We start from the raw sequence: 19,896 nt of genomic DNA on the forward strand, positions 1-19,896 counted from the left end.
TGCTAGAGTGGCGCCACTTTTCCGAAGGGGATTTCCTACCGTGTGGGAGTTGGTCAAAGCCGGCGGCTGGATGATGCTGCCGATCATTCTGTGTTCCATCGCCGCCACCGCGATCGTTGCCGAACGCCTGTGGACCCTGCGCATCAGCCGCGTGTCTCCGCCGCACCTGCTGGGCCAGGTCTGGCGCCAGATCAAGGACAAGCAGCTGAACAGCCAGAAGCTCAAGGAGCTGCGCGCCTCTTCGCCGCTGGGTGAGGTGCTGGCTGCGGGCCTGGCCAACTCCAAACATGGCCGCGAAATCATGAAGGAGTGCATCGAGGAAGCTGCCAGTCGGGTCATCCATGAGCTGGAGCGCTACCTCAATGCCCTTGGCACCATCGCTGCCATGGCGCCGCTACTCGGCCTGCTGGGTACCGTCTTCGGCATGATCGATATATTCGGCGGCTTCATGGAGAACGGCATGGCCAACGCGCCCGTGCTGGCCGGCGGTATCGCCAAGGCGCTGGTGACCACTGCTGCAGGCCTGATCGTCGCCATTCCGGCTGTGTTCTTCCACCGTTACCTGCTGCGTCGTGTTGACGAGCTGGTAGTGGCCATGGAGCAGGAAGCGATCAAGCTGGTGGAAGTGGTCCAAGGCGATCGCGAAGTGGATTTCGCAGAGGAAGCCAAAGCGTGAAATTCCGCCGCAGGGCGGGCAATGTCGCCCGCGAAGAGGTGTTCCTCAACCTCACTTCGTTGATCGACGTGATCTTCGTGCTGCTGCTGTTCTTCGTGGTGACCACCACCTTCAGCAAACCCAATCAGCTGAAAATTGAACTGCCCGAGGCCGTGAGCGGCACGCCTCCCGAGGAAACCGAGCTCAAGACGCTGGAGCTGAGCATCGCTGCGGACGGCCAGTACTCGCTCAACGGCCAGAACCTGGTGAAGAGCGACCTGGCGACCCTGATCGCTGCCCTGGGACGCGAGTCGGAAGGCGACAACAGCCTGCCGCTGGTGATCACCGCTGATGCGCGCACTACTCACCAGTCAGTAGTCACCGCCATGGATGCCGCCGGCAAGCTGGGATTCAGCCAGTTGCGCATGACCACCATCGAGGCCGACGCGGCCAAGAAGCCCTGATGGCCTTCTCTGAGCGCCTGCTAGACGCCTGGTATCGAGGTCATCCGGCACTTGGCTTGCTGAGCCCGCTGGAGTGGCTCTATCGTCGAGTCGCCGAGCGCAAGCGCGCATCCTTCATGGCGGGGCAGGGCAACAGCTATCGCCCGCCTGTTCCGTTGATCGTCGTCGGTAACATCACCGTTGGTGGCACCGGCAAGACCCCGATGATTCTCTGGCTGATCGAGCACTGCCGGGCGCGCGGATTGCGCGTCGGTGTGGTCAGCCGCGGCTATGGGGCCAAGCCGCCGCAAATGCCTTGGCGGGTGCGGGCGGAGCAGGGGGCCGAGCAGGCCGGCGACGAACCGCTGCTGATCGTCCAGCGCAGTGGTGTGCCACTGGTAATCGACCCGGACCGTTCCCGTGCCGTGCGGGCCCTGCTGGAGCAGGAAACCCTCGACCTGATCCTCAGCGACGATGGCCTGCAGCACTACCGCTTGGCGCGCGATCTGGAGTTGGTGCTGATTGACGCAGCCCGTGGGCTCGGCAATCGCCGCTGCCTGCCAGCCGGCCCCCTGCGCGAGCCGCCGGAGCGTCTGGATTCGGTGGATGCGGTCCTGCGCAATGGCGCCGAAAGCGACTCCGCCGAAGGTTTCTCCTTCAAGCTGCAACCGAGCGAACTGGTCAATCTGCAGACTGGAAAGCGTGTCGGACTGGACCATTTCGCGCCTGGGCAGGCCATACATGCGGTGGCCGGCATAGGCAACCCGCAGCGTTTCTTCAGAACCCTGGAGGCGCTAAACTGGCGCCCGATCCCGCACCCATTCGCCGATCATGCTGTCTATAGCGCGCAAGCCCTGGCTTTCACACCGTCGCTGCCGCTGCTGATGACCGAGAAGGATGCTGTGAAGTGCCGGGCCTTTGCCTCCGCCGACTGGTGGTATCTGGCGGTCAATGCCGCGCCTTCGCCGGCATTCGTCGCCTGGTTCGACGGGCAGCTGGCCCGCCTTCTGCCAAGCCGCTTCTAACCCAAGGTAGCCCTTCGGCTGCCGCCTCAAGGATTCACTCATGGACCCGAAACTCCTCGATATCCTCGCCTGCCCCCTGTGCAAGGGCCCGCTGAAGTTGGCCGACGACAAGAGCGAGCTCATCTGCAAGGCCGACGCTCTGGCCTTCCCGGTACGGGATGGCATTCCGGTGATGCTGGAAGGTGAAGCCCGCACTCTCAATGTCGATGAGCGTCTGGACAAATGACCCAGGCCTTCACCGTCGTCATTCCCGCCCGCTTCGCTTCGACACGCCTGCCCGGAAAACCGCTGCAGGACATCGCCGGCAAGCCGATGATCCAGCACGTCTGGGAGCAGGCTCGGCACAGCGCAGCGCAGCGCGTGGTGGTAGCCACTGACGACGCGCGGATCGTCGAAGCCTGTCAGGCCTTCGGTGCCGAAGTGCTACTGACCCGTGCGGACCACAATTCCGGCACGGACCGCCTGGCCGAAGTGGCTAGCCAGCTCGGTCTGGCCAGTGATGCCATCGTGGTGAATGTGCAGGGTGACGAGCCGCTGATCCCGCCAGCCATCATCGACCAGGTGGCTGCCAACCTGGCCGCTCATCCGGAAGCCGGCATCGCCACACTGGCCGAACCCATCCAGGATGTGCAGGCACTGTTCAATCCCAATGTGGTGAAGGTTTCCTCCGATCTCAACGGCCTGGCCCTGACTTTCAGTCGCGCGCCGCTGCCTTGGGCCCGGGACTCTTTCGCTGTCAGTCGCGACCAGTTGCCGGCCGGGGTGCCGTATCGCCGCCATATCGGCATTTATGCCTACCGCGCGGGCTTTCTCCATGACTTTGTCGCCTGGGGCCCGTGCTGGCTGGAAAATACCGAATGCCTGGAGCAGTTGCGCGCGCTCTGGCACGGGGTGCGTATCCATGTCGCTGATGCCCTGGAAGCGCCGCCTGCCGGCGTCGACACGCCGGAAGACCTCGAGCGCGTTCGGCGCTTGCTGGGGGGCTGATGCGCGTTCTCTTCGTTTGCCTCGGTAATATTTGCCGGTCTCCCACTGCCGAAGGCGTGCTGCGCCACAAACTGCGTGAGGCTGGTCTCGCCGAGCGGGTGTGGGTGGACTCCGCCGGCACTGGTGACTGGCATGTGGGCAAGGCGCCGGACGCCCGTACCCGCGTGGCCGCCCAACGCCGTGGCTACGACCTTTCCCAGCAGCGCGCACGTCAGGTTGGCCGGGGGGATTTCGGCGACTTCGACCTGATCCTGGCAATGGACGAGAACAACCTGGCCAATCTGCGCCGACTGTGTCCCGGCGATTCTACGGCCGAGTTGGACCTGTTCCTCCGCCGTTACCAGCTGGAGCTGGATGAGGTGCCTGATCCGTATTACGGCGGAGAGGAGGGCTTCGAGCAGGTGCTTGACCTGGTGGAGCGGGCCTGCGATGCGCTGATCGTTGAAATCAAGGGGCGCCTGTGAGTCTGGTCCTGCACGAAAATCTGTCCTTGAAGCCGTACAACACCTTCGGCGTCGACGTGAAGGCACGGCTTTTCGCCGAGGCGCGCGACGATGCTGGCGTGCGTGAGGCCATCGATCTGGCGGCTCAACGCGGCCTGCCTCTGCTGGTGATCGGTGGCGGCAGCAATCTGCTGCTGACCCGTGACGTGGAGGCGCTGGTGCTGCGTATGGCCAGCCGAGGTATTCGTATCCTGGCCGATGACGGTGTGACTGTACTGCTGGAAGCAGAGGCGGGCGAGCCGTGGCATCCGCTAGTGCTCTGGAGCCTGGAGCAAGGCTTGGGCGGGTTGGAAAATCTCAGTCTGATTCCTGGCACTGTTGGCGCTGCGCCCATGCAGAACATCGGTGCCTATGGCGTCGAGCTGAAAGACGTCTTCGCCGGGCTCACCGCCCTGGATCGGCAAACTGGCGAGTTGCGAGAGTTCGATCTGGATGAGTGTCAGTTCGCCTATCGCGACAGCCTGTTCAAGCGCGAAGCGGGCCGATGGTTGATCTTGCGGGTCCGTTTCAAACTCAGTCGCTCGCCTCTGCTGCATCTGGATTACGGCCCGGTACGTCAGCGCCTGCAGGATGAAGGCATCGGCTCGCCATCGCCCAGCGATGTCAGCCGCGCCATTTGCGCAATTCGTAGCGAAAAACTGCCCGATCCCGCCCTGTTGGGCAACGCCGGCAGCTTCTTCAAGAATCCGTTGGTTGATGCCGAGCTGGCTCAGCGTCTGCGTGGCGAGTATCCCGATCTGGTCGCTTATCCGCAGGCGGATGGGCAGGTGAAGCTGGCCGCTGGCTGGCTTATCGAGCGTGCCGGCTGGAAGGGTTTCCGCGACGGCGATGCCGGTGTGCACCGTCTTCAGGCGTTGGTGCTGGTGAACTACGGCGCCGCCACCGGTCATCAGCTCCATGGGCTGGCCCAGCGCATCCAGGCGGATATCGTGGCGAAGTTTGGCGTAGCGCTGGAGATGGAGCCGAATCTGATATGAAGTTCTGCTCGCACAAATAAAAAAAACCGGCCAACTGGCCGGTTTTTTCATTCTGGGCCTCGGGAGCGAGGCTCCGCCTTAGCGATACTCGCAGAGATAGGCGGTGTCCTGAGCCACTTTCAGCTGGAACTTGCTGTTGGCCGGCACGGTGAACTGACTGCCGGCGGCGAAGGTTTCCCAGTTGTCGCTGCCCGGCAGTTTCACGGTCAGTGCGCCGGCGATGACATGCATCACTTCCAGCTGGCTGGTGCCGAATTCGTACTCGCCTGCGGCCATCACTCCGATGGTGGCCGGGCCTTCGGTCATGCCGAAAGCGATGGATTTGACGGTGCCGTCGAAGTATTCGTTGACCTTGAACATGCTGGGCTCCTGGATGGGGTCTGAAAGGGCCCGACAGTATGCCCAACGAGAATTTCAGCGTCACTAGCTCCGGCGCATTCAGGCGGGTAGCACGAGCGGAAGCAGGCGGGCGGTATTACGGGCGTCTTCGAGGGCGCGGTGCTGCTGACCCTGGAAGTGCAGCCCTGCCAACTGCAGGGCCGTGTGCAGGCCAACTGCGTGTTTGAGCTGGCGCGCTTCCGCAAAGCGCTGCTTGAGATTCACGTGAGGAGCCACGGCCAGCAGGCTGTCGAGTCCATGCCGTTGCCATTCTTTCTCCAGCTGGCGGCGGTCATAGTCGCCCCAACTCACCCAACCCACCAGGCGCGGGCTGTGATGGCTGAGCCAGCGCTCGAAGGTCTCCCATACCTGCGGCAGGCTGGCGGCTCCATCCACGTCGGCCTGGCTGATGTGGGTGAGTTGGCGGCAGAACCCGGTCAGGCAGGGGCGGCGTGCAGGTCGTACGAAACGTTGAAAGTGGTCGACCTCATGTCCGTCGGCGCGGACGACGGTCGCTCCGATCTCGATGATCTCCATTTCTTCCAGGGGCCACCCGCCTTCTTCGGTAGTGGCTTCCAGATCGATTACCAGCCAGTGCGGCATGGGGTTCTCCTTGGCAAGGGGCGGTCGGGGCCAGCCTGGAGCGAGTATGGTGGCGCTTTCGCGGGGCGGCAAACTGCGTGTTAGGCTTTTCCGCAGGTCGACGAAGGAGAAGAACAATGGCTGAAGTAGCGTTCATCGGTTTGGGGGTCATGGGTTTCAACATGGCCGGACACCTGGCCTGCGAAGGGCATTCGGTACGGGTCTACAACCGGTCGCCGGGCAGGACCACGCTGTGGTGCGATGAGTTCGGCGGCGATGCCTTCGCCACGCCTCGTGAGGCGGCAGAGGGCGCGGAGTTCGTGATGGTCTGTGTTGGCAATGACGATGATTTGCGCGCTGTCCTGCTTGGGGCGGATGGCGCTTTCGCCGGCATGGCACCCGGCTCTATCCTGGTGGATCACACCACGGCTTCGGCGGATGTCGCGCGTGAAATGGCCACCCTGGCGGCTGAGCGGGAACTGGGTTTCCTCGATGCCCCCGTTTCTGGCGGTCAGGCTGGCGCTGAAGCGGGCATGCTCTCGGTGATGGTGGGTGGCGAGCAGGTGTTCTACGACCGCGCCGCGCCGGTGATCGACAGCTACGCCAAACTGATTCGACGCATGGGGCCCGTGGGCAGCGGACAACTGACCAAAATGGTTAATCAGATTTGCGTCGGCGGTCTGCTGCAAGGGTTGGCCGAGGCGCTGCACTTCGCCCAGTGCGCCGGGCTGGATGCACAGGGCGCCATGGAAGTGGTCAGCAAGGGGGCTGCGCAGTCCTGGCAGCTGGAACACCGACACCAGACCATGCTGGATGGCAAATTCGATTTCGGCTTCGCCGTGGACTGGATGCGCAAGGACCTGTCCATCGTCCTCGACGAGGCGGCTCGCAACGGCGCGCAATTGCCTATTACGGCACTCGTCGACCAGTTCTACGCTGAGGTCCAGGCCATGGGCGGTGGGCGCTGGGATACTTCCAGCCTGATCGCCCGATTGAAGAAACCCGCGTAGTGCTCGAACGCTAGGACGCCGAGAAAAGGTCTGCCTAGGAAGAAATCGGCGAGGACGTGGAGTTAACGACTGTTAATGAGCAGTCTGAGTCGATTTTTGGCGACGCATGGTCGAAGCGCAGGCGAGCCTAGCTGCGGAAAATGAAGTAGACCGCGCCTAGCAGACACAGCCCCGCCCAGAGATAGTCCAGCTTCAGCGGCTGCTGCATGTAGAGCACGCTGAAGGGGACGAAGATCGCCAGGGTAATCACTTCCTGCATGATCTTCAGTTGGCCGACCGAGAGCTCGGTATAGCCGATGCGATTGGCCGGCACCATGATCAGGTACTCGAACAGCGCGATACCCCAGCTGATCAACGCGGCAATGATCCAGGGCTTGGTATTAAGGGTCTTTAGATGGCCATACCAGGCGAAGGTCATGAAAACGTTGGACAGGGTGAGTAGGGCGGCGGTCTGCATCCATACCGGCATGATGTGGGGCTCTGTGTCGTTGGAAGCGTGCAAGCCTAATGGGTGTTGTTATTCAAGGAAAGGGGCGGGCCATGGGGTTTCGGCGTGGGCTGGGTTTCTTCGCACTGCTGCTGCTCGCGGTGGCAATTACAGTTTTGCGTGGTCTCGATGCCTGGCGCACGAAGCCGGTGATTGCGGAGCTGCATCTGCCGCCGGCCTTCATGGTGGCGCGCGACTTCGATTTCGGTCGCTACAGGCTTTCCTGGCGTGGTTCGGGGTTCGGGGTCTACGCGCAAAAACGGCCGGAAAAAACGCTCTGGGCTGCTGAGGGTGGTTTTCTAGCGGCTGGTGTGGGGAGAAAGGCACCGTCCCTGCTGCAGCAAGAGCTACTGTGTCGCGACCAGAGTCTGGAGTCAGTAGAGCGCTTGGGTGACAGGCTGCTGCTGAAGGGGCATCTGCGCTGTGCAGATGGCAGCCTGAGCGGATACACGTTGTCCCTCGAGGATGATGGCGAGCGCGGGTTGCTGCTGAAGGTGACGCTGGGCGAGCCGAAGCTGAACCGGCTTTACCTGAGCTGGCGGCGGGACTTGGGGGAGCGCGTTTATGGCTTTGGCGAACTCTCCGGTGCGTACGACATGTCCGGTCGACGCCTGGTGGTGCTGTTGAGTGGTGATTCAGATGTAGGGGAGGGTGGTCGGAGCATCATTGCGACCCAGGCGTTTTACCTGACGTCAGGCTTGCGGGCTTTTCATAGCCAATCTGTGGCCTATCAGGTGTTCGACTTGCGAGATCCCCAACGCATAGGACTTGAAGTGCACGAAGGGCAACTGAGCGCACGTATCTACAAGGGCGAAACTCCACAAGAGCTTCGTGCGCACCAGGCGTCGGTGGTTGGGGTCATGTCCACACCGGCTCCGTCCAAGTAAAATGCGCGTTTGTTCCAGCATTCCTGCCGTCCGAGGTCGTTCGCCATGCTCTGCCGCCCAGGCTGCGGTGCTTGTTGCATTGCACCATCCATCAGTTCCCCGATTCCTGGCATGCCTTCGGGAAAGCCAGCCGGAGAGCGTTGTCTGCATTTGTCCGTCGAGAATCTCTGCCAGTTGTTCGGCGATCCTCGCCGTCCGGCTGTCTGTGGTGCTTTTGATGCAGATCCGGAAGTTTGCGGTGATAGCCGCGATGAGGCGATTCGCCTGCTCGGCTGGCTGGAAGAGGCAACCTCGGCCGCTTGATTTATTCGGCCGGCCCATCGCCGGTACTGTCCGAACAAGGAGAAATCATGAGATTCAAGTTTGTGGCGTTCTGCGCCTTGGGGCTTCTGGCGGTCTCAGGTGCTCGTGCCGAGGACTGGAAGCTGGCTAAGGACGAGGAGGGCATAAAGGTTTTCCTCAGCGAGGTGCCGGGATCCAGGTACAAGGCCTATCGCGGCGTCGTGACCATGAAGACGGATATCGCAACCTTGCGTGCCTTGCAGGAGGATGTCTCTGGATCCTGCGCCTGGATTCATGAGTGCAAGGACCAGAAGCTGCTCAAGAGTGACGGGGCGCAGAGCTGGACTTACACCCGATTCAATACGCCCTGGCCGGTAACTCCGCGGGATTCGGTGTTGCACGTCACTTCTGAGTTTGGGGCAGACGGCAGTGTCACGCGCTTACTGGAAGGCGTGCCCAAGTACCTGCCTGAGACAGATGGTTATGTCCGGGTGACCCAGGTGGATGGTTTATGGAAGCTTGTGCCTAAAGAAGCGGGGGAGGTGGAGGTGACTTACCAGGTGCATACCGAACCGGGTGGCAGCGTACCTTCCTGGTTGGCCAACAGCTTTGTGGTCGATGCACCGTTCAATACCCTCAAAGCGATGCGCCAGCGGGCGGAAAAGCGCTGAAAGGCTAGACGAAGTCGAAATAAAAAAGGCTGCCCATCGGCAGCCTTTTTTATTATGCGGTCGGCCTTACTTGCGGCCATCCAGCGAGACGAAGTCGCGCTTTTCGTAACCGGTGTACAGCTGGCGCGGACGGCCGATCTTGTACGGGCCGGAGAGCATTTCCTTCCAGTGCGAGATCCAGCCGACGGTGCGAGCCAGGGCGAAGATCACGGTGAACATGCTGGTCGGGATGCCGATGGCCTTCAGGATGATGCCTGAGTAGAAGTCGACGTTCGGGTAGAGGTTGCGCTCCTTGAAGTAAGGATCGTTGCGCGCAATCTCGTCGAGCTTCATTGCCAGCTCCAGCTGCGGGTCGTTGATGCCCAGCTCGGCCAGAACCTCGTCGCAGGTCTGTTTCATGACCTTGGCGCGCGGGTCGAAGTTCTTGTAGACGCGGTGGCCGAAGCCCATCAGTTTGAACGGGTCGTTCTTGTCCTTCGCCTTGGCGATGAACTTGTCGATGTTCGAGACGTCGCCGATCTCGTCCAGCATGCTCAGCACCGCTTCGTTGGCGCCGCCGTGCGCCGGGCCCCAGAGGGCGGCGATACCGGCAGCGATACAGGCGAAGGGGTTGGCGCCGGAGGATCCAGCCAGGCGTACGGTAGAGGTGGAGGCGTTCTGCTCGTGGTCCGCATGCAGGATGAAAATGCGGTCCATTGCCTTGGCCAGTACCGGGCTGATCGGTTTGATCTCGGCCGGGGTGTTGAACATCATGTGCAGGAAGTTTTCCGCGTAGTTCAGGTCGTTACGCGGGTACATCATGGGCTGGCCCATGGAGTACTTGTAGGCCATTGCCGCGATGGTCGGCATCTTGGCCACCAGGCGCATGGCCGAAACTTCGCGGTGCTGCGGGTTATTGATGTCCAGGGAGTCGTGGTAGAAGGCGGAGAGGGCACCGACTACGCCGCACATGATTGCCATGGGGTGGGCATCACGGCGGAAGCCGTTGAAGAAGCTCTTCAACTGCTCATGAACCATGGTGTGGTTCTTGATGGTGCCAACGAACTTGGCCTTCTCTTCAGCGTTCGGCAGTTCGCCGTTCAGCAGCAGGTAGCAGGTTTCCAGGTAGTCGGACTTCTCTGCCAACTGCTCGATCGGATAGCCACGGTGCAGCAGTACGCCCTTGTCGCCGTCGATGTAGGTGATCTTCGACTCGCAAGAGGCGGTCGACATAAAGCCAGGATCAAAGGTGAAGCAGCCCGTGGAGGTCAGGCCCCGCACATCGACTACATCGGGTCCCATGGTTCCGGACAGAACGGGCAGCTCTACGGGGGCTGCGCCCTCGATGATCAACTGCGCTTTTTTGTCAGCCATAGCGGCCTCCTAGTTATGCTTGAAATCATCAGACAGCCCCCCACGCAGGGCCCGGGACACTATAGAGGTATAAATTCGAATGTCAATTTGAAGAAACCCATGCGCCAGTGGGGTTTGCGTGGGTTTTTCGGCGCAAAAAGTGGGGCTATTTACGCCTTTTATATAGGCAGCGCAATCCGCTTTTAGGGGCAGGCGTTTGCATTGTCATTAGTCAGCTAACTGTCTATACTCAGCGCCCGATCGCCAGGGGCCCTGGGCCCATATTCTGGAGGTCGGCACTCCCTTTGGTGAGGGGTACCTGATCAGTGCACTTCCCGACAACTTGCCCTGTTTGTTAGGGGCCTCAGTGTGAAAAAAAAGCCGTGAATAGCCAACGACCTGTAAACCTAGATCTCAGGACCATCAAACTCCCCATCACTGCTTACACGTCCATCCTGCATCGTATCTCTGGCGTCATCCTCTTCTTCGGCATTGCCGTGCTGCTGTTCGCACTCGACAAGTCGCTGAGCTCCGAGGAAGGCTTCGAGCAGGTCAAGGCGTGCCTGACCAGTCCGCTGGCCAAGCTGGTGGTTTGGGGCCTCCTGTCCGCGTTGCTTTACCACTTGGTCGCCGGTGTGCGCCATCTGGTAATGGATGTGGGCGTCGGCGAGACGCTCGAGGGCGGCAAGCTGGGCTCGAAAATCGTCATCGTAGTTTCTGCGGTGCTGATCGTGCTGCTGGGGGTGTGGATATGGTAACCAACGTTACGAACTTCTCGCGTTCGGGTCTTTATGACTGGATGGCCCAGCGTGTTTCTGCGGTCGTTCTCGCGGCTTATTTCCTTTTCCTGCTGGGCTACCTGCTGTTCAATCCGGGTCTGACCTATGCCGAGTGGCACGGTCTGTTCTCCCACACCGCGATGCGCATCTTCAGCTTGCTTGCCCTGGTCGCCTTGAGCGTCCACGCCTGGGTCGGCATGTGGACCATCTCCACCGACTACCTGACGCCGATGGCGCTGGGCAAGGCGGCGACTGTCGTGCGTTTCCTGTTCCAGGCGGTATGCGGCATTGCGATGTTCGCGTTCTTCGTCTGGGGCGTGCAGATTCTCTGGGGTGTGTGATCCATGTCTAGCATTCGTACTCTTTCTTTCGACGCCATCATCGTAGGTGGCGGCGGCGCCGGCATGCGTGCTGCGCTGCAACTGGCCCAAGGTGGTCACAAGACCGCCGTGGTGACCAAGGTCTTCCCGACCCGTTCCCATACCGTGTCCGCCCAGGGCGGCATCACCTGCGCCATCGCTTCGGCCGACCCGAACGACGATTGGCGCTGGCACATGTACGACACCGTCAAGGGTTCCGACTACATCGGTGACCAGGACGCTATCGAGTACATGTGCTCCGTGGGTCCGGAAGCCGTGTTCGAGCTGGAACACATGGGCCTGCCGTTCTCCCGTACCGAGCAAGGCCGCATCTACCAGCGTCCGTTCGGTGGCCAGTCCAAGGACTTCGGCAAGGGTGGCCAGGCTGCCCGTACCTGCGCCGCAGCCGACCGTACCGGTCACGCCCTGCTGCACACCCTGTACCAGGCGAACCTGAAGAGCGGTACCTCGTTCCTCAACGAGTGGTACGCGGTTGATCTGGTGAAGAACCAGGACGGCGCAGTGGTTGGCATCATCGCCATCTGCATCGAGACCGGCGAAACCGTTTACATCCGTTCCAAGGCCGTTGTTCTGGCCACTGGCGGTGCAGGTCGTATCTACGCCTCCACCACCAACGCCCTGATCAATACTGGCGACGGCGTGGGCATGGCCCTGCGTGCTGGTGTGCCGGTCCAGGACATCGAGATGTGGCAGTTCCACCCGACCGGTATCGCCGGTGCAGGCGTGCTCGTGACCGAAGGTTGCCGCGGCGAGGGTGGTTACCTGATCAACGCCCATGGCGAGCGCTTCATGGAGCGTTATGCTCCGAACGCCAAGGACCTGGCTGGCCGCGACGTGGTCGCCCGCTCCATGGTGAAGGAAGTGATCGCCGGCAATGGTGTGGGCCCGAACAAGGACCACGTACTGCTGAAGCTCGACCACCTGGGTGAGGAAGTTCTGCACAGTCGCCTGCCCGGCATCTGCGAGCTTTCCAAGACCTTCGCGCATGTCGATCCGGTCGTCGCACCGATTCCGGTTATCCCGACCTGCCACTACATGATGGGCGGCGTTGCCACCAATATTCATGGCCAGGCCATCACTCAGGACGCCAACGGCAACGACACCATCGTCGAAGGCCTGTTTGCAGTGGGCGAAGTGGCTTGCGTATCGGTACACGGTGCCAACCGTCTGGGCGGTAACTCCCTGCTCGACCTGGTTGTATTCGGCCGTGCTGCTGGTCTGCACCTGGAAAAGGCGCTCAAGGAAGGTATCGAGGCGCGCGGCGCCAGCGAGACCGACATCGAGCAGTCGCTCAAGCGCCTGTCCGGCGTCAACGAGCGTACCAGCGGCGAAGAAGTTGCCCCGCTGAGGCGCGAGCTGCAGCAGTGCATGCAAAACTACTTCGGTGTATTCCGTACCGGCGAATACATGCAGAAGGGTATTGCTCAGCTGGCTGAGCTGCGTGAGCGCATCGCAAACGTCAAGATCAACGACAAGTCTCAGGCCTTCAATACCGCGCGTATCGAAGCTCTGGAGCTGCAGAACCTGCTGGAAGTCGCCGAAGCGACCGCGATCGCTGCGGAAGTCCGTAAAGAGTCCCGTGGCGCCCATGCCCGCGAAGACTTCGAAGACCGCGACGACGAGAACTGGCTGTGCCACACCCTGTACTTCCCGGGTGATAAGCGCGTTACCAAGCGCGCCGTCAACTTCGCGCCGAAGACCGTTCCGGCGTTCGAACCCAAAGTACGTACTTATTAAGGGTGGCCGACATGTCCAAGACTCTTACTGTCAGCGTCTATCGCTACAACCCGGAGCGCGATAGCGCTCCGACCATGCAGGATTTCCAGGTCGACACCGACGGCAAGGACGTAATGGTCCTCGACGTACTGGCGCTGATCAAAGAGCAGGACGAGGGTTTCTCCTACCGTCGTTCCTGCCGTGAAGGCGTCTGCGGTTCCGACGGCATGAACATCAACGGCAAGAACGGCCTGGCGTGCATCACTCCCCTGTCCGCCGCTGGACTGAAGGGCGGCAAGCTGGTGATTCGCCCGCTGCCGGGCCTGCCGGTCATACGTGACCTGGTCGTCGATATGAGCATCTTCTACAAGCAGTACGAGAAGGTGAAACCCTTCCTGCAGAACGACACTCCGGCTCCGGCCATCGAGCGTCTGCAGTCCCCGGAAGAGCGCGAGAAGCTCGACGGTCTGTACGAGTGCATTCTCTGCGCTTGCTGCTCGACCTCTTGCCCGTCCTTCTGGTGGAACCCTGACAAGTTCCTCGGTCCCGCCGCACTGCTGCAAGCCTATCGCTTCCTGGCTGACAGCCGCGACAACAAGACCGAAGAGCGACTGGCTGCGCTGGACGATCCGTTCAGCGTGTTCCGTTGCCGCGGCATCATGAACTGCGTGAACGTTTGCCCGAAGGGACTGAACCCGACCAAGGCGATCGGTCACGTGCGTAACATGCTGCTGCAAAGCGGTACCTGATTCGATTGCTGTACCCGCAACACCTGCGACACCGGCCTGGCCGGTGTCGCAGTAAAACCAGGAACGCAGCTCACAAAGCCGTGTTCCTTATTTGAAAAATATATAGATGACCAGCAGGGGCAACCGGGCTGGTGCCCGGACTATCTGCGGGATCCTTGGTGGCTTTACCGAAGTCGCTGTGCCAGGACTTTTAAGCCCTAGTGGTGTCCATGCCGATGGTGTCCCCTTATCGAGGGTGACAAAGCATGCAAGAAAGCGAAATGCAGCGCATGTGGAACAGTGCCCACCTATCCGGTGGTAACGCTGCATATGTGGAGGAGCTCTATGAGCTCTACCTGCACGATCCCAACGCTGTGCCCGAAGAGTGGCGCACCTACTTCCAGAAGCTGCCGACCGACGGCAATCTTGCCACCGACGTTTCGCACTCCACCATCCGCGATCATTTCGTCCTGCTCGCCAAGAACCAGCGCCGCGCTCAGCCGGTTTCCGCTGGCGCTGTAAGCAGTGAGCACGAGAAGAAGCAGGTAGAAGTCCTGCGCTTGATCCAGGCTTTCCGCATGCGCGGCCACCAGGCATCCAAGCTCGATCCGCTTGGTCTGTGGCAGCGTCCGGTTCCGGCTGACCTGTCGATCCGTCACTACGGACTGACCGATGCCGACCTCGATACCACCTTCCGTACTGGTGAGCTCTACATCGGCAAAGAAGAGGCTACTCTGCGTGAGATTCAGCAGACCCTCAACGAGACGTATTGCCGCACCATCGGTGCCGAGTTCACCCACATCGTCGATTCCGAGCAACGCAAGTGGTTCCAGCAGCGTCTGGAGAGCGTGCGCGGCCGTCCGGCGTTCTCGCCGGAAGTCCAGAGCCATCTGCTCGAGCGTCTGACCGCTGCCGAGGGGCTGGAGAAGTACCTGGGCACCAAGTACCCGGGCACCAAGCGTTTCGGCCTGGAGGGTGGCGAAAGCCTGATCCCTCTGCTGGACGAGATCATCCAACGCTCCGGCTCCTACGGCCTGAAAGAAATCGTCATCGGCATGGCTCACCGCGGCCGTCTGAACGTATTGGTCAACACCTTCGGCAAGAACCCGCGCGACCTGTTCGACGAGTTCGAAGGCAAGAAGACCGAAGGCTTGTCCTCCGGTGACGTGAAGTACCACCAGGGCTTCTCCTCCAACGTCATGACCCCGGGCGGCGAAGTTCACCTGGCGCTAGCGTTCAACCCGTCCCACCTGGAAATCGTTTCCCCGGTGGTCGAGGGTTCCGTTCGTGCCCGCCAGGACCGTCGCCAGGACAAGAGCGGTGACAAGGTTCTGCCGATTTCCATCCACGGCGACGCCGCTTTCGCTGGTCAGGGCGTGGTCATGGAAACCTTCCAGATGTCGCAGACCCGTGGCTACAAGACGGGCGGCACCATTCATCTGGTGATCAACAACCAGGTTGGTTTCACCACCAGCCGTCCGGAAGACTCGCGCTCCACCGAGTACTGCACCGACGTCGCCAAGATGATCCAGGCGCCGATCCTGCACGTAAACGGCGACGATCCGGAAGCCGTACTGTTCGTTACCCAGTTGGCTGTCGATTACCGCATGCAGTTCAAGCGTGACGTGGTCATCGACCTGGTCTGCTATCGCCGTCGTGGTCACAACGAAGCCGACGAACCGAACGGTACCCAGCCGCTGATGTACCAGCAGATCAGCAAGCAGCGCACCACTCGTGAGCTGTACGCCGACGCCCTGAGTTCGTCCCGTGTGCTCGACACCGCCGCCATCCAGGCCAAGGTCGACGAGTACCGCACTGCCTTGGACAACGGCCAGCACGTGGTCAAGAGTCTGGTCAAGGAGCCCAACAAGGAGCTCTTCGTCGACTGGCGTCCGTACCTGGGGCACGCCTGGACCGCGCGCCACGACACCAGCTTCGAGCTGAAGACCCTTCAGGAACTCTCCGCCAAGCTGCTGGAGATTCCGGAAGGTTTCGTGGTCCAGCGCCAGGTCGCCAAGATCCTCGAAGACCGCCAGAAGATGGGCGCCGGTGCGATGCCGATCAACTGGGGCTACGCCGAGACCATGGCCTACGCGACCTTGCTGTTCGAAGGCCATCCGGTCCGTATCACCGGCCAGGACGTCGGTCGCGGCACCTTCTCGCACCGCCATGCGGCGCTGCACAGCCAGAAGGACGCCAGTACCTACCTGCCGCTGCAGCACCTGTTCGCTGACCAGCCGAAGTTCGATCTGTACGACTCCTACCTGTCGGAAGAGGCCGTGCTGGCATTCGAATACGGTTACTCCACCACCACGCCGAACGCGCTGGTGATCTGGGAAGCCCAGTTCGGTGACTTCGCCAACGGCGCCCAGGTTGTGGTTGACCAGTTCATCACCAGCGGCGAGCACAAGTGGGGTCGTCTGTGCGGCCTGACCATGCTGCTGCCGCACGGCTACGAAGGCCAGGGACCGGAGCACTCCTCCGCGCGTCTGGAGCGCTACCTGCAACTGTGCGCCGAGCACAACATCCAGGTTTGCGTACCGACTACCCCGGCGCAGGTCTACCACATGCTGCGTCGCCAGGTGATCCGCCCGCTGCGCAAGCCGCTGGTTGCCCTTACTCCGAAGTCCCTGCTGCGCCACAAGCTGGCCATCTCGACCCTGGAAGATCTGGCGGAAGGCTCGTTCCAGACCGTCATTGGCGAGATTGATGCGATCGAGCCGAAGAAGGTCGACCGCCTGATCCTGTGCAGCGGCAAGGTCTACTACGACCTGCTGGAGAAGCGTCGCGCCGAAGGCCGCGAAGATATCGCCATCGTGCGTATCGAGCAGCTGTATCCGTTCCCCGAGGACGATCTGGCCGAGGTTCTGGCTCCGTACAAGAACCTCAAGCACATCGTCTGGTGCCAGGAAGAGCCGATGAACCAGGGCGCCTGGTACTGCAGCCAGCACCACATGCGTCGCGTCGCGGCAGCCCACAAGAAAGGGCTGTTCCTCGAGTACGCGGGTCGTGAAGGTTCTGCAGCTCCGGCTTGCGGCTACGCCTCCATGCACGCTGAGCAGCAGGAAAAACTGCTGCAAGATGCCTTTACTGTTTAACGCCTTCGCGCTGAAGAAACCGAATTAGATAGGAACCCTGAATAATGGCTATCGAGATCAAAGCCCCCACTTTCCCGGAATCGGTTGCCGACGGCACCGTGGCTACCTGGCACAAGAAGCCGGGCGATGCGGTCAAGCGTGACGAACTGATCGTCGACATCGAAACTGACAAGGTGGTCATGGAAGTCCTCGCTGAAACCGATGGCGTCCTGGCTGAAATCGTCAAGAACGAGGGCGACACCGTGCTCAGCGGCGAGCTGCTCGGCAAGCTGAACGCCGGCGCCGCTGCCGCCGCCCCGGCCGCTGCTGCTCCGGCAGCCGCTCCCGCGGCCCAGGCTGCTGCTCCGGCAGCAGCTGCTGCCGACGACGCCATCCTTTCCCCGGCCGCCCGCAAGCTGGCTGAAGAGAACGGCATTGACCCGAACAGCATCGCCGGCACTGGCAAAGGCGGTCGCGTGACCAAGGAAGACGTGGTTGCCGCTGTCGAAGCCAAGAAATCCGCTCCTGCCGCTGCCCCGGCCGCCAAGCCCGCAGCCCCGGCTGCCGAGGCTCCGGTCTTCGCCGCTGGCGACCGCGTCGAGAAGCGCGTACCGATGACCCGCCTGCGTGCCAAGGTCGCCGAGCGTCTGGTCGAAGCCCAGTCCACCATGGCCATGCTGACCACCTTCAACGAAGTCGACATGACCGAAGTCATGGCGCTGCGTTCGAAGTACAAGGACCTGTTCGAGAAGACCCACAACGGCGTGCGCCTGGGCTTCATGTCCTTCTTCGTCAAGGCCTCCGTCGAGGCGCTGAAGCGCTTCCCGGCGGTCAACGCTTCCATCGACGGCAACGACATCGTCTACCACGGCTATCAGGACATCGGCGTAGCCGTTTCCAGCGACCGTGGCCTGGTGGTTCCGGTCCTGCGCAATGCTGAGCTGATGAGCCTGGCCGAAGTCGAGAATGGCATCGCGACCTTCGGCAAGAAGGCTCGTGAGGGCAAGCTGTCCATCGACGAGATGACTGGTGGCACCTTCACCATCACCAACGGCGGCACCTTCGGCTCGATGATGTCGACCCCGATCGTCAACCCGCCGCAGGCCGCCATCCTTGGCATGCACAACATCATCCAGCGCCCGATGGCCATCAACGGTCAGGTTGTTATCCGCCCGATGATGTACCTGGCTCTGTCCTACGACCACCGCCTGATCGATGGCAAGGAAGCTGTAAGCTTCCTGGTGACCATCAAAAACCTGCTGGAAGACCCGGCTCGTCTGCTGCTGGACATCTGATCAGCAGTCTCTCTTTACGGCGGCCCCCCTTACAGGGGCCGTCCGGTTTCATATGAGAAGGAATGAGTTATGACCCAGAAATTCGACGTGGTAGTGATTGGTGCGGGCCCCGGCGGCTACGTTGCCGCTATCAAGGCAGCTCAGCTCGGCCTGAAAACCGCCTGCATCGAGAAGTACCAGGACAAGGAAGGCAAGACCGCACTGGGCGGCACCTGCCTGAACGTCGGCTGCATTCCGTCGAAGGCGCTGCTGGACAGCTCCTACAAGTACCATGAGGCCCACGAGGGCTTCAAAATCCATGGCATCGAAGCCAAGGGCGTCACCATCGACGTTCCTGCCATGGTCGGTCGCAAGAACACCATCGTTAAGAACCTGACCGGCGGCGTCGCTACCCTGTTCAAGGCCAACGGCGTCACCCTGCTGGAAGGCCACGGCAAGCTGCTGGCCAACAAGCAGGTCGAAGTCACTGGTTCCGACGGCAAGGTGCAGATCGTCGAAGCCGAGAACGTGATCCTCGCTTCCGGCTCCAAGCCGGTAGACATCCCGCCGGCCCCGGTTGACCAGGACGTGATCGTCGACTCCACCGGTGCGCTGGACTTCCAGGCCGTTCCGAAGAAGCTGGGCGTTATCGGCGCCGGCGTCATCGGCCTTGAGCTGGGTTCCGTCTGGGCTCGCCTGGGTGCTGAAGTGACCGTCATCGAAGCACTGGACAAGTTCCTCCCGGCCGCTGACGAGCAGGTTTCCAAGGAAGCCCTGAAGGTCCTCACCAAGCAAGGCCTGAAGATTCGTCTGGGTGCCCGCGTGACCGGTTCCGAAGTGAAGAAGAAGCAGGTCACTGTGAACTTCACCGACGCCAACGGCGAGCAGAAGGAAACCTTCGACAAGCTGATCGTGGCCGTGGGCCGTCGCCCGGTAACCACCGATCTGCTGGCTGCCGACAGCGGCGTTACCCTGGACGAGCGCGGCTTCATCTTCGTCGATGACCATTGCAAGACCAGCGTTCCGGGCGTTTACGCCATCGGCGACGTGGTACGTGGCGCCATGCTGGCCCACAAGGCCTCGGAAGAGGGCATCATGGTCGCCGAGCGCATCGCCGGCCATAAAGCCCAGATGAACTACGACCTGATCCCGTCGGTCATCTACACCCACCCGGAAATCGCGTGGGTCGGCAAGACCGAGCAGACCCTGAAGGCCGAAGGCGTTGAAATCAACGTCGGCACCTTCCCGTTCGCCGCCAGCGGTCGTGCCATGGCTGCCAACGACACCGCTGGTTTCGTCAAGGTGATCGCCGATGCCAAGACCGACCGTGTGCTGGGCGTCCACGTAATTGGCCCGAGCGCTGCCGAACTGGTCCAGCAAGGTGCCATCGGCATGGAATTCGGCACCAGTGCCGAAGACCTGGGCATGATGGTCTTCTCGCACCCGACCCTGTCCGAAGCGCTGCACGAAGCGGCCCTCGCTGTGAATGGCCACGCCATCCACATCGCCAACCGCAAGAAGCGCTGAGCAAGACCTCCTGCACAGACCGCGCAAGTGGCCAGTGCAGGATCCGGAACCACGGCGGGTTGCCCGTCGTGAGTTGCGGCCGACAAGGCAGCAGCTCACCGCGGAAAGCCCGCCGGACTGCCTTCAACTGCAGTCACAGGTGGCGCGGCACCACGAATGCAGCGCCGAAATGCGCAATACCTAAACGAAGACGGTA

The 19,896-nt window shown here is 61.5% G+C and carries 22 protein-coding genes; 18 read left to right on the forward strand and 4 right to left on the reverse strand.

The window, feature by feature from the left end; all coding sequences use genetic code 11:
- Positions 1-40: 40 nt before the first annotated feature.
- The 7 genes from SA496_RS08315 to murB are packed head-to-tail and all read left to right on the forward strand — an operon-like array spanning position 41 to position 4,590.
- Positions 41-676 (forward strand): MotA/TolQ/ExbB proton channel family protein, encoded by a 636-nt coding sequence (locus tag SA496_RS08315; protein ID WP_120651631.1) that lies wholly within the window; start codon positions 41-43, stop codon positions 674-676.
- The gene (locus tag SA496_RS08320) at positions 673-1,119 is read left to right on the forward strand and encodes an ExbD/TolR family protein (RefSeq protein WP_120651630.1); all 447 of its coding nucleotides are present in this window, start codon (positions 673-675) and stop codon (positions 1,117-1,119) included. The genes SA496_RS08315 and SA496_RS08320 overlap by 4 nt, the downstream gene beginning before the upstream one ends.
- Positions 1,119-2,123, forward strand: a complete 1,005-nt coding sequence (gene lpxK, locus SA496_RS08325; RefSeq protein ID WP_153921114.1) for a tetraacyldisaccharide 4'-kinase — start codon at positions 1,119-1,121, stop codon at positions 2,121-2,123. Before SA496_RS08320 ends, lpxK begins: the two co-directional genes overlap by 1 nt.
- Before the next feature lie 40 nt (positions 2,124-2,163).
- Positions 2,164-2,349: a Trm112 family protein gene (locus SA496_RS08330; RefSeq protein WP_077525327.1), complete on the forward strand. Its 186-nt coding sequence runs from the start codon at positions 2,164-2,166 to the stop codon at positions 2,347-2,349.
- Positions 2,346-3,110, forward strand: a complete 765-nt coding sequence (gene kdsB / locus SA496_RS08335) for a 3-deoxy-manno-octulosonate cytidylyltransferase (RefSeq protein ID WP_153921117.1) — start codon at positions 2,346-2,348, stop codon at positions 3,108-3,110. The genes SA496_RS08330 and kdsB overlap by 4 nt, the downstream gene beginning before the upstream one ends.
- Entirely contained in the window at positions 3,110-3,574 is a 465-nt protein-coding gene (locus tag SA496_RS08340; protein WP_153921119.1) for a low molecular weight protein-tyrosine-phosphatase, read from the forward strand. The genes kdsB and SA496_RS08340 overlap by 1 nt, the downstream gene beginning before the upstream one ends.
- A complete protein-coding gene (gene murB / locus SA496_RS08345; RefSeq protein WP_120651626.1) occupies positions 3,571-4,590 on the forward strand; it encodes a UDP-N-acetylmuramate dehydrogenase in 1,020 nt (339 codons plus the stop codon). Before SA496_RS08340 ends, murB begins: the two co-directional genes overlap by 4 nt.
- 78 nt (positions 4,591-4,668) lie before the next feature.
- Here the strand turns inward: murB and ppnP are convergent, their stop codons facing one another.
- Positions 4,669-4,950, reverse strand: a complete 282-nt coding sequence (gene ppnP / locus SA496_RS08350) for a pyrimidine/purine nucleoside phosphorylase (protein ID WP_120651625.1) — start codon at positions 4,948-4,950, stop codon at positions 4,669-4,671.
- Positions 4,951-5,028: 78 nt separating this feature from the next.
- Positions 5,029-5,571, reverse strand: coding sequence for an exonuclease domain-containing protein (locus SA496_RS08355; RefSeq protein WP_120651624.1), 543 nt, complete (start codon positions 5,569-5,571; stop codon positions 5,029-5,031).
- A 116-nt stretch (positions 5,572-5,687) separates the two neighbouring features.
- On the opposite strand from SA496_RS08355, the gene SA496_RS08360 reads away from it, so the two are divergent.
- Positions 5,688-6,560: an NAD(P)-dependent oxidoreductase gene (locus SA496_RS08360; RefSeq protein ID WP_120651623.1), complete on the forward strand. Its 873-nt coding sequence runs from the start codon at positions 5,688-5,690 to the stop codon at positions 6,558-6,560.
- A 127-nt stretch (positions 6,561-6,687) separates the two neighbouring features.
- Here SA496_RS08360 and SA496_RS08365 read toward each other — a convergent pair whose 3' ends face one another.
- Positions 6,688-7,029, reverse strand: coding sequence for a DMT family protein (locus tag SA496_RS08365; RefSeq protein ID WP_077525320.1), 342 nt, complete (start codon positions 7,027-7,029; stop codon positions 6,688-6,690).
- A 71-nt stretch (positions 7,030-7,100) separates the two neighbouring features.
- Between SA496_RS08365 and SA496_RS08370 the strand changes: the two genes are divergently transcribed.
- The 3 genes from SA496_RS08370 to SA496_RS08380 are packed head-to-tail and all read left to right on the forward strand — an operon-like array spanning position 7,101 to position 8,887.
- The gene (locus tag SA496_RS08370) at positions 7,101-7,934 is read left to right on the forward strand and encodes a hypothetical protein (RefSeq protein WP_330115262.1); all 834 of its coding nucleotides are present in this window, start codon (positions 7,101-7,103) and stop codon (positions 7,932-7,934) included.
- A 45-nt stretch (positions 7,935-7,979) separates the two neighbouring features.
- Positions 7,980-8,237, forward strand: a complete 258-nt coding sequence (locus SA496_RS08375; RefSeq protein WP_120651621.1) for a YkgJ family cysteine cluster protein — start codon at positions 7,980-7,982, stop codon at positions 8,235-8,237.
- Between the two features lie 47 nt (positions 8,238-8,284).
- The gene (locus tag SA496_RS08380; protein WP_120651620.1) at positions 8,285-8,887 is read left to right on the forward strand and encodes an START domain-containing protein; all 603 of its coding nucleotides are present in this window, start codon (positions 8,285-8,287) and stop codon (positions 8,885-8,887) included.
- A 66-nt stretch (positions 8,888-8,953) separates the two neighbouring features.
- On the opposite strand, the gene gltA is transcribed toward SA496_RS08380, so the two are convergent.
- Complete coding sequence (gltA, locus tag SA496_RS08385) at positions 8,954-10,240, reverse strand: citrate synthase (RefSeq protein ID WP_120651619.1); 1,287 nt, start codon at positions 10,238-10,240, stop codon at positions 8,954-8,956.
- A gap of 362 nt (positions 10,241-10,602) precedes the next feature.
- Between gltA and sdhC the strand changes: the two genes are divergently transcribed.
- The 7 genes from sdhC (at position 10,603) to lpdA (ending at position 19,700) form a co-directional block, all read left to right on the forward strand.
- Positions 10,603-10,977 carry a succinate dehydrogenase, cytochrome b556 subunit gene (gene sdhC / locus SA496_RS08390; protein WP_120651618.1) on the forward strand — a complete coding sequence of 125 codons (375 nt, stop codon included), beginning with the start codon at positions 10,603-10,605 and terminating at the stop codon, positions 10,975-10,977.
- Positions 10,971-11,339, forward strand: a complete 369-nt coding sequence (gene sdhD, locus SA496_RS08395; RefSeq protein ID WP_069083276.1) for a succinate dehydrogenase, hydrophobic membrane anchor protein — start codon at positions 10,971-10,973, stop codon at positions 11,337-11,339. The genes sdhC and sdhD overlap by 7 nt, the downstream gene beginning before the upstream one ends.
- 3 nt (positions 11,340-11,342) lie before the next feature.
- On the forward strand, positions 11,343-13,115 hold the full coding sequence (sdhA, locus tag SA496_RS08400; protein ID WP_120651617.1) for a succinate dehydrogenase flavoprotein subunit: 1,773 nt from the start codon (positions 11,343-11,345) through the stop codon (positions 13,113-13,115).
- Positions 13,116-13,126: 11 nt separating this feature from the next.
- Complete coding sequence (locus SA496_RS08405) at positions 13,127-13,843, forward strand: succinate dehydrogenase iron-sulfur subunit (RefSeq protein WP_120651616.1); 717 nt, start codon at positions 13,127-13,129, stop codon at positions 13,841-13,843.
- A gap of 245 nt (positions 13,844-14,088) precedes the next feature.
- The gene (locus SA496_RS08410; protein ID WP_153921126.1) at positions 14,089-16,920 is read left to right on the forward strand and encodes a 2-oxoglutarate dehydrogenase E1 component; all 2,832 of its coding nucleotides are present in this window, start codon (positions 14,089-14,091) and stop codon (positions 16,918-16,920) included.
- 44 nt (positions 16,921-16,964) lie between these two features.
- Positions 16,965-18,194 (forward strand): 2-oxoglutarate dehydrogenase complex dihydrolipoyllysine-residue succinyltransferase, encoded by a 1,230-nt coding sequence (gene odhB / locus SA496_RS08415; RefSeq protein ID WP_120651614.1) that lies wholly within the window; start codon positions 16,965-16,967, stop codon positions 18,192-18,194.
- Between the two features lie 69 nt (positions 18,195-18,263).
- On the forward strand, positions 18,264-19,700 hold the full coding sequence (gene lpdA, locus SA496_RS08420) for a dihydrolipoyl dehydrogenase (RefSeq protein WP_120651613.1): 1,437 nt from the start codon (positions 18,264-18,266) through the stop codon (positions 19,698-19,700).
- Positions 19,701-19,896: the final 196 nt, after the last annotated feature.

The organism is Pseudomonas sp. JS3066 (genome assembly GCF_036328175.1).
GTDB lineage: Bacteria > Pseudomonadota > Gammaproteobacteria > Pseudomonadales > Pseudomonadaceae > Metapseudomonas.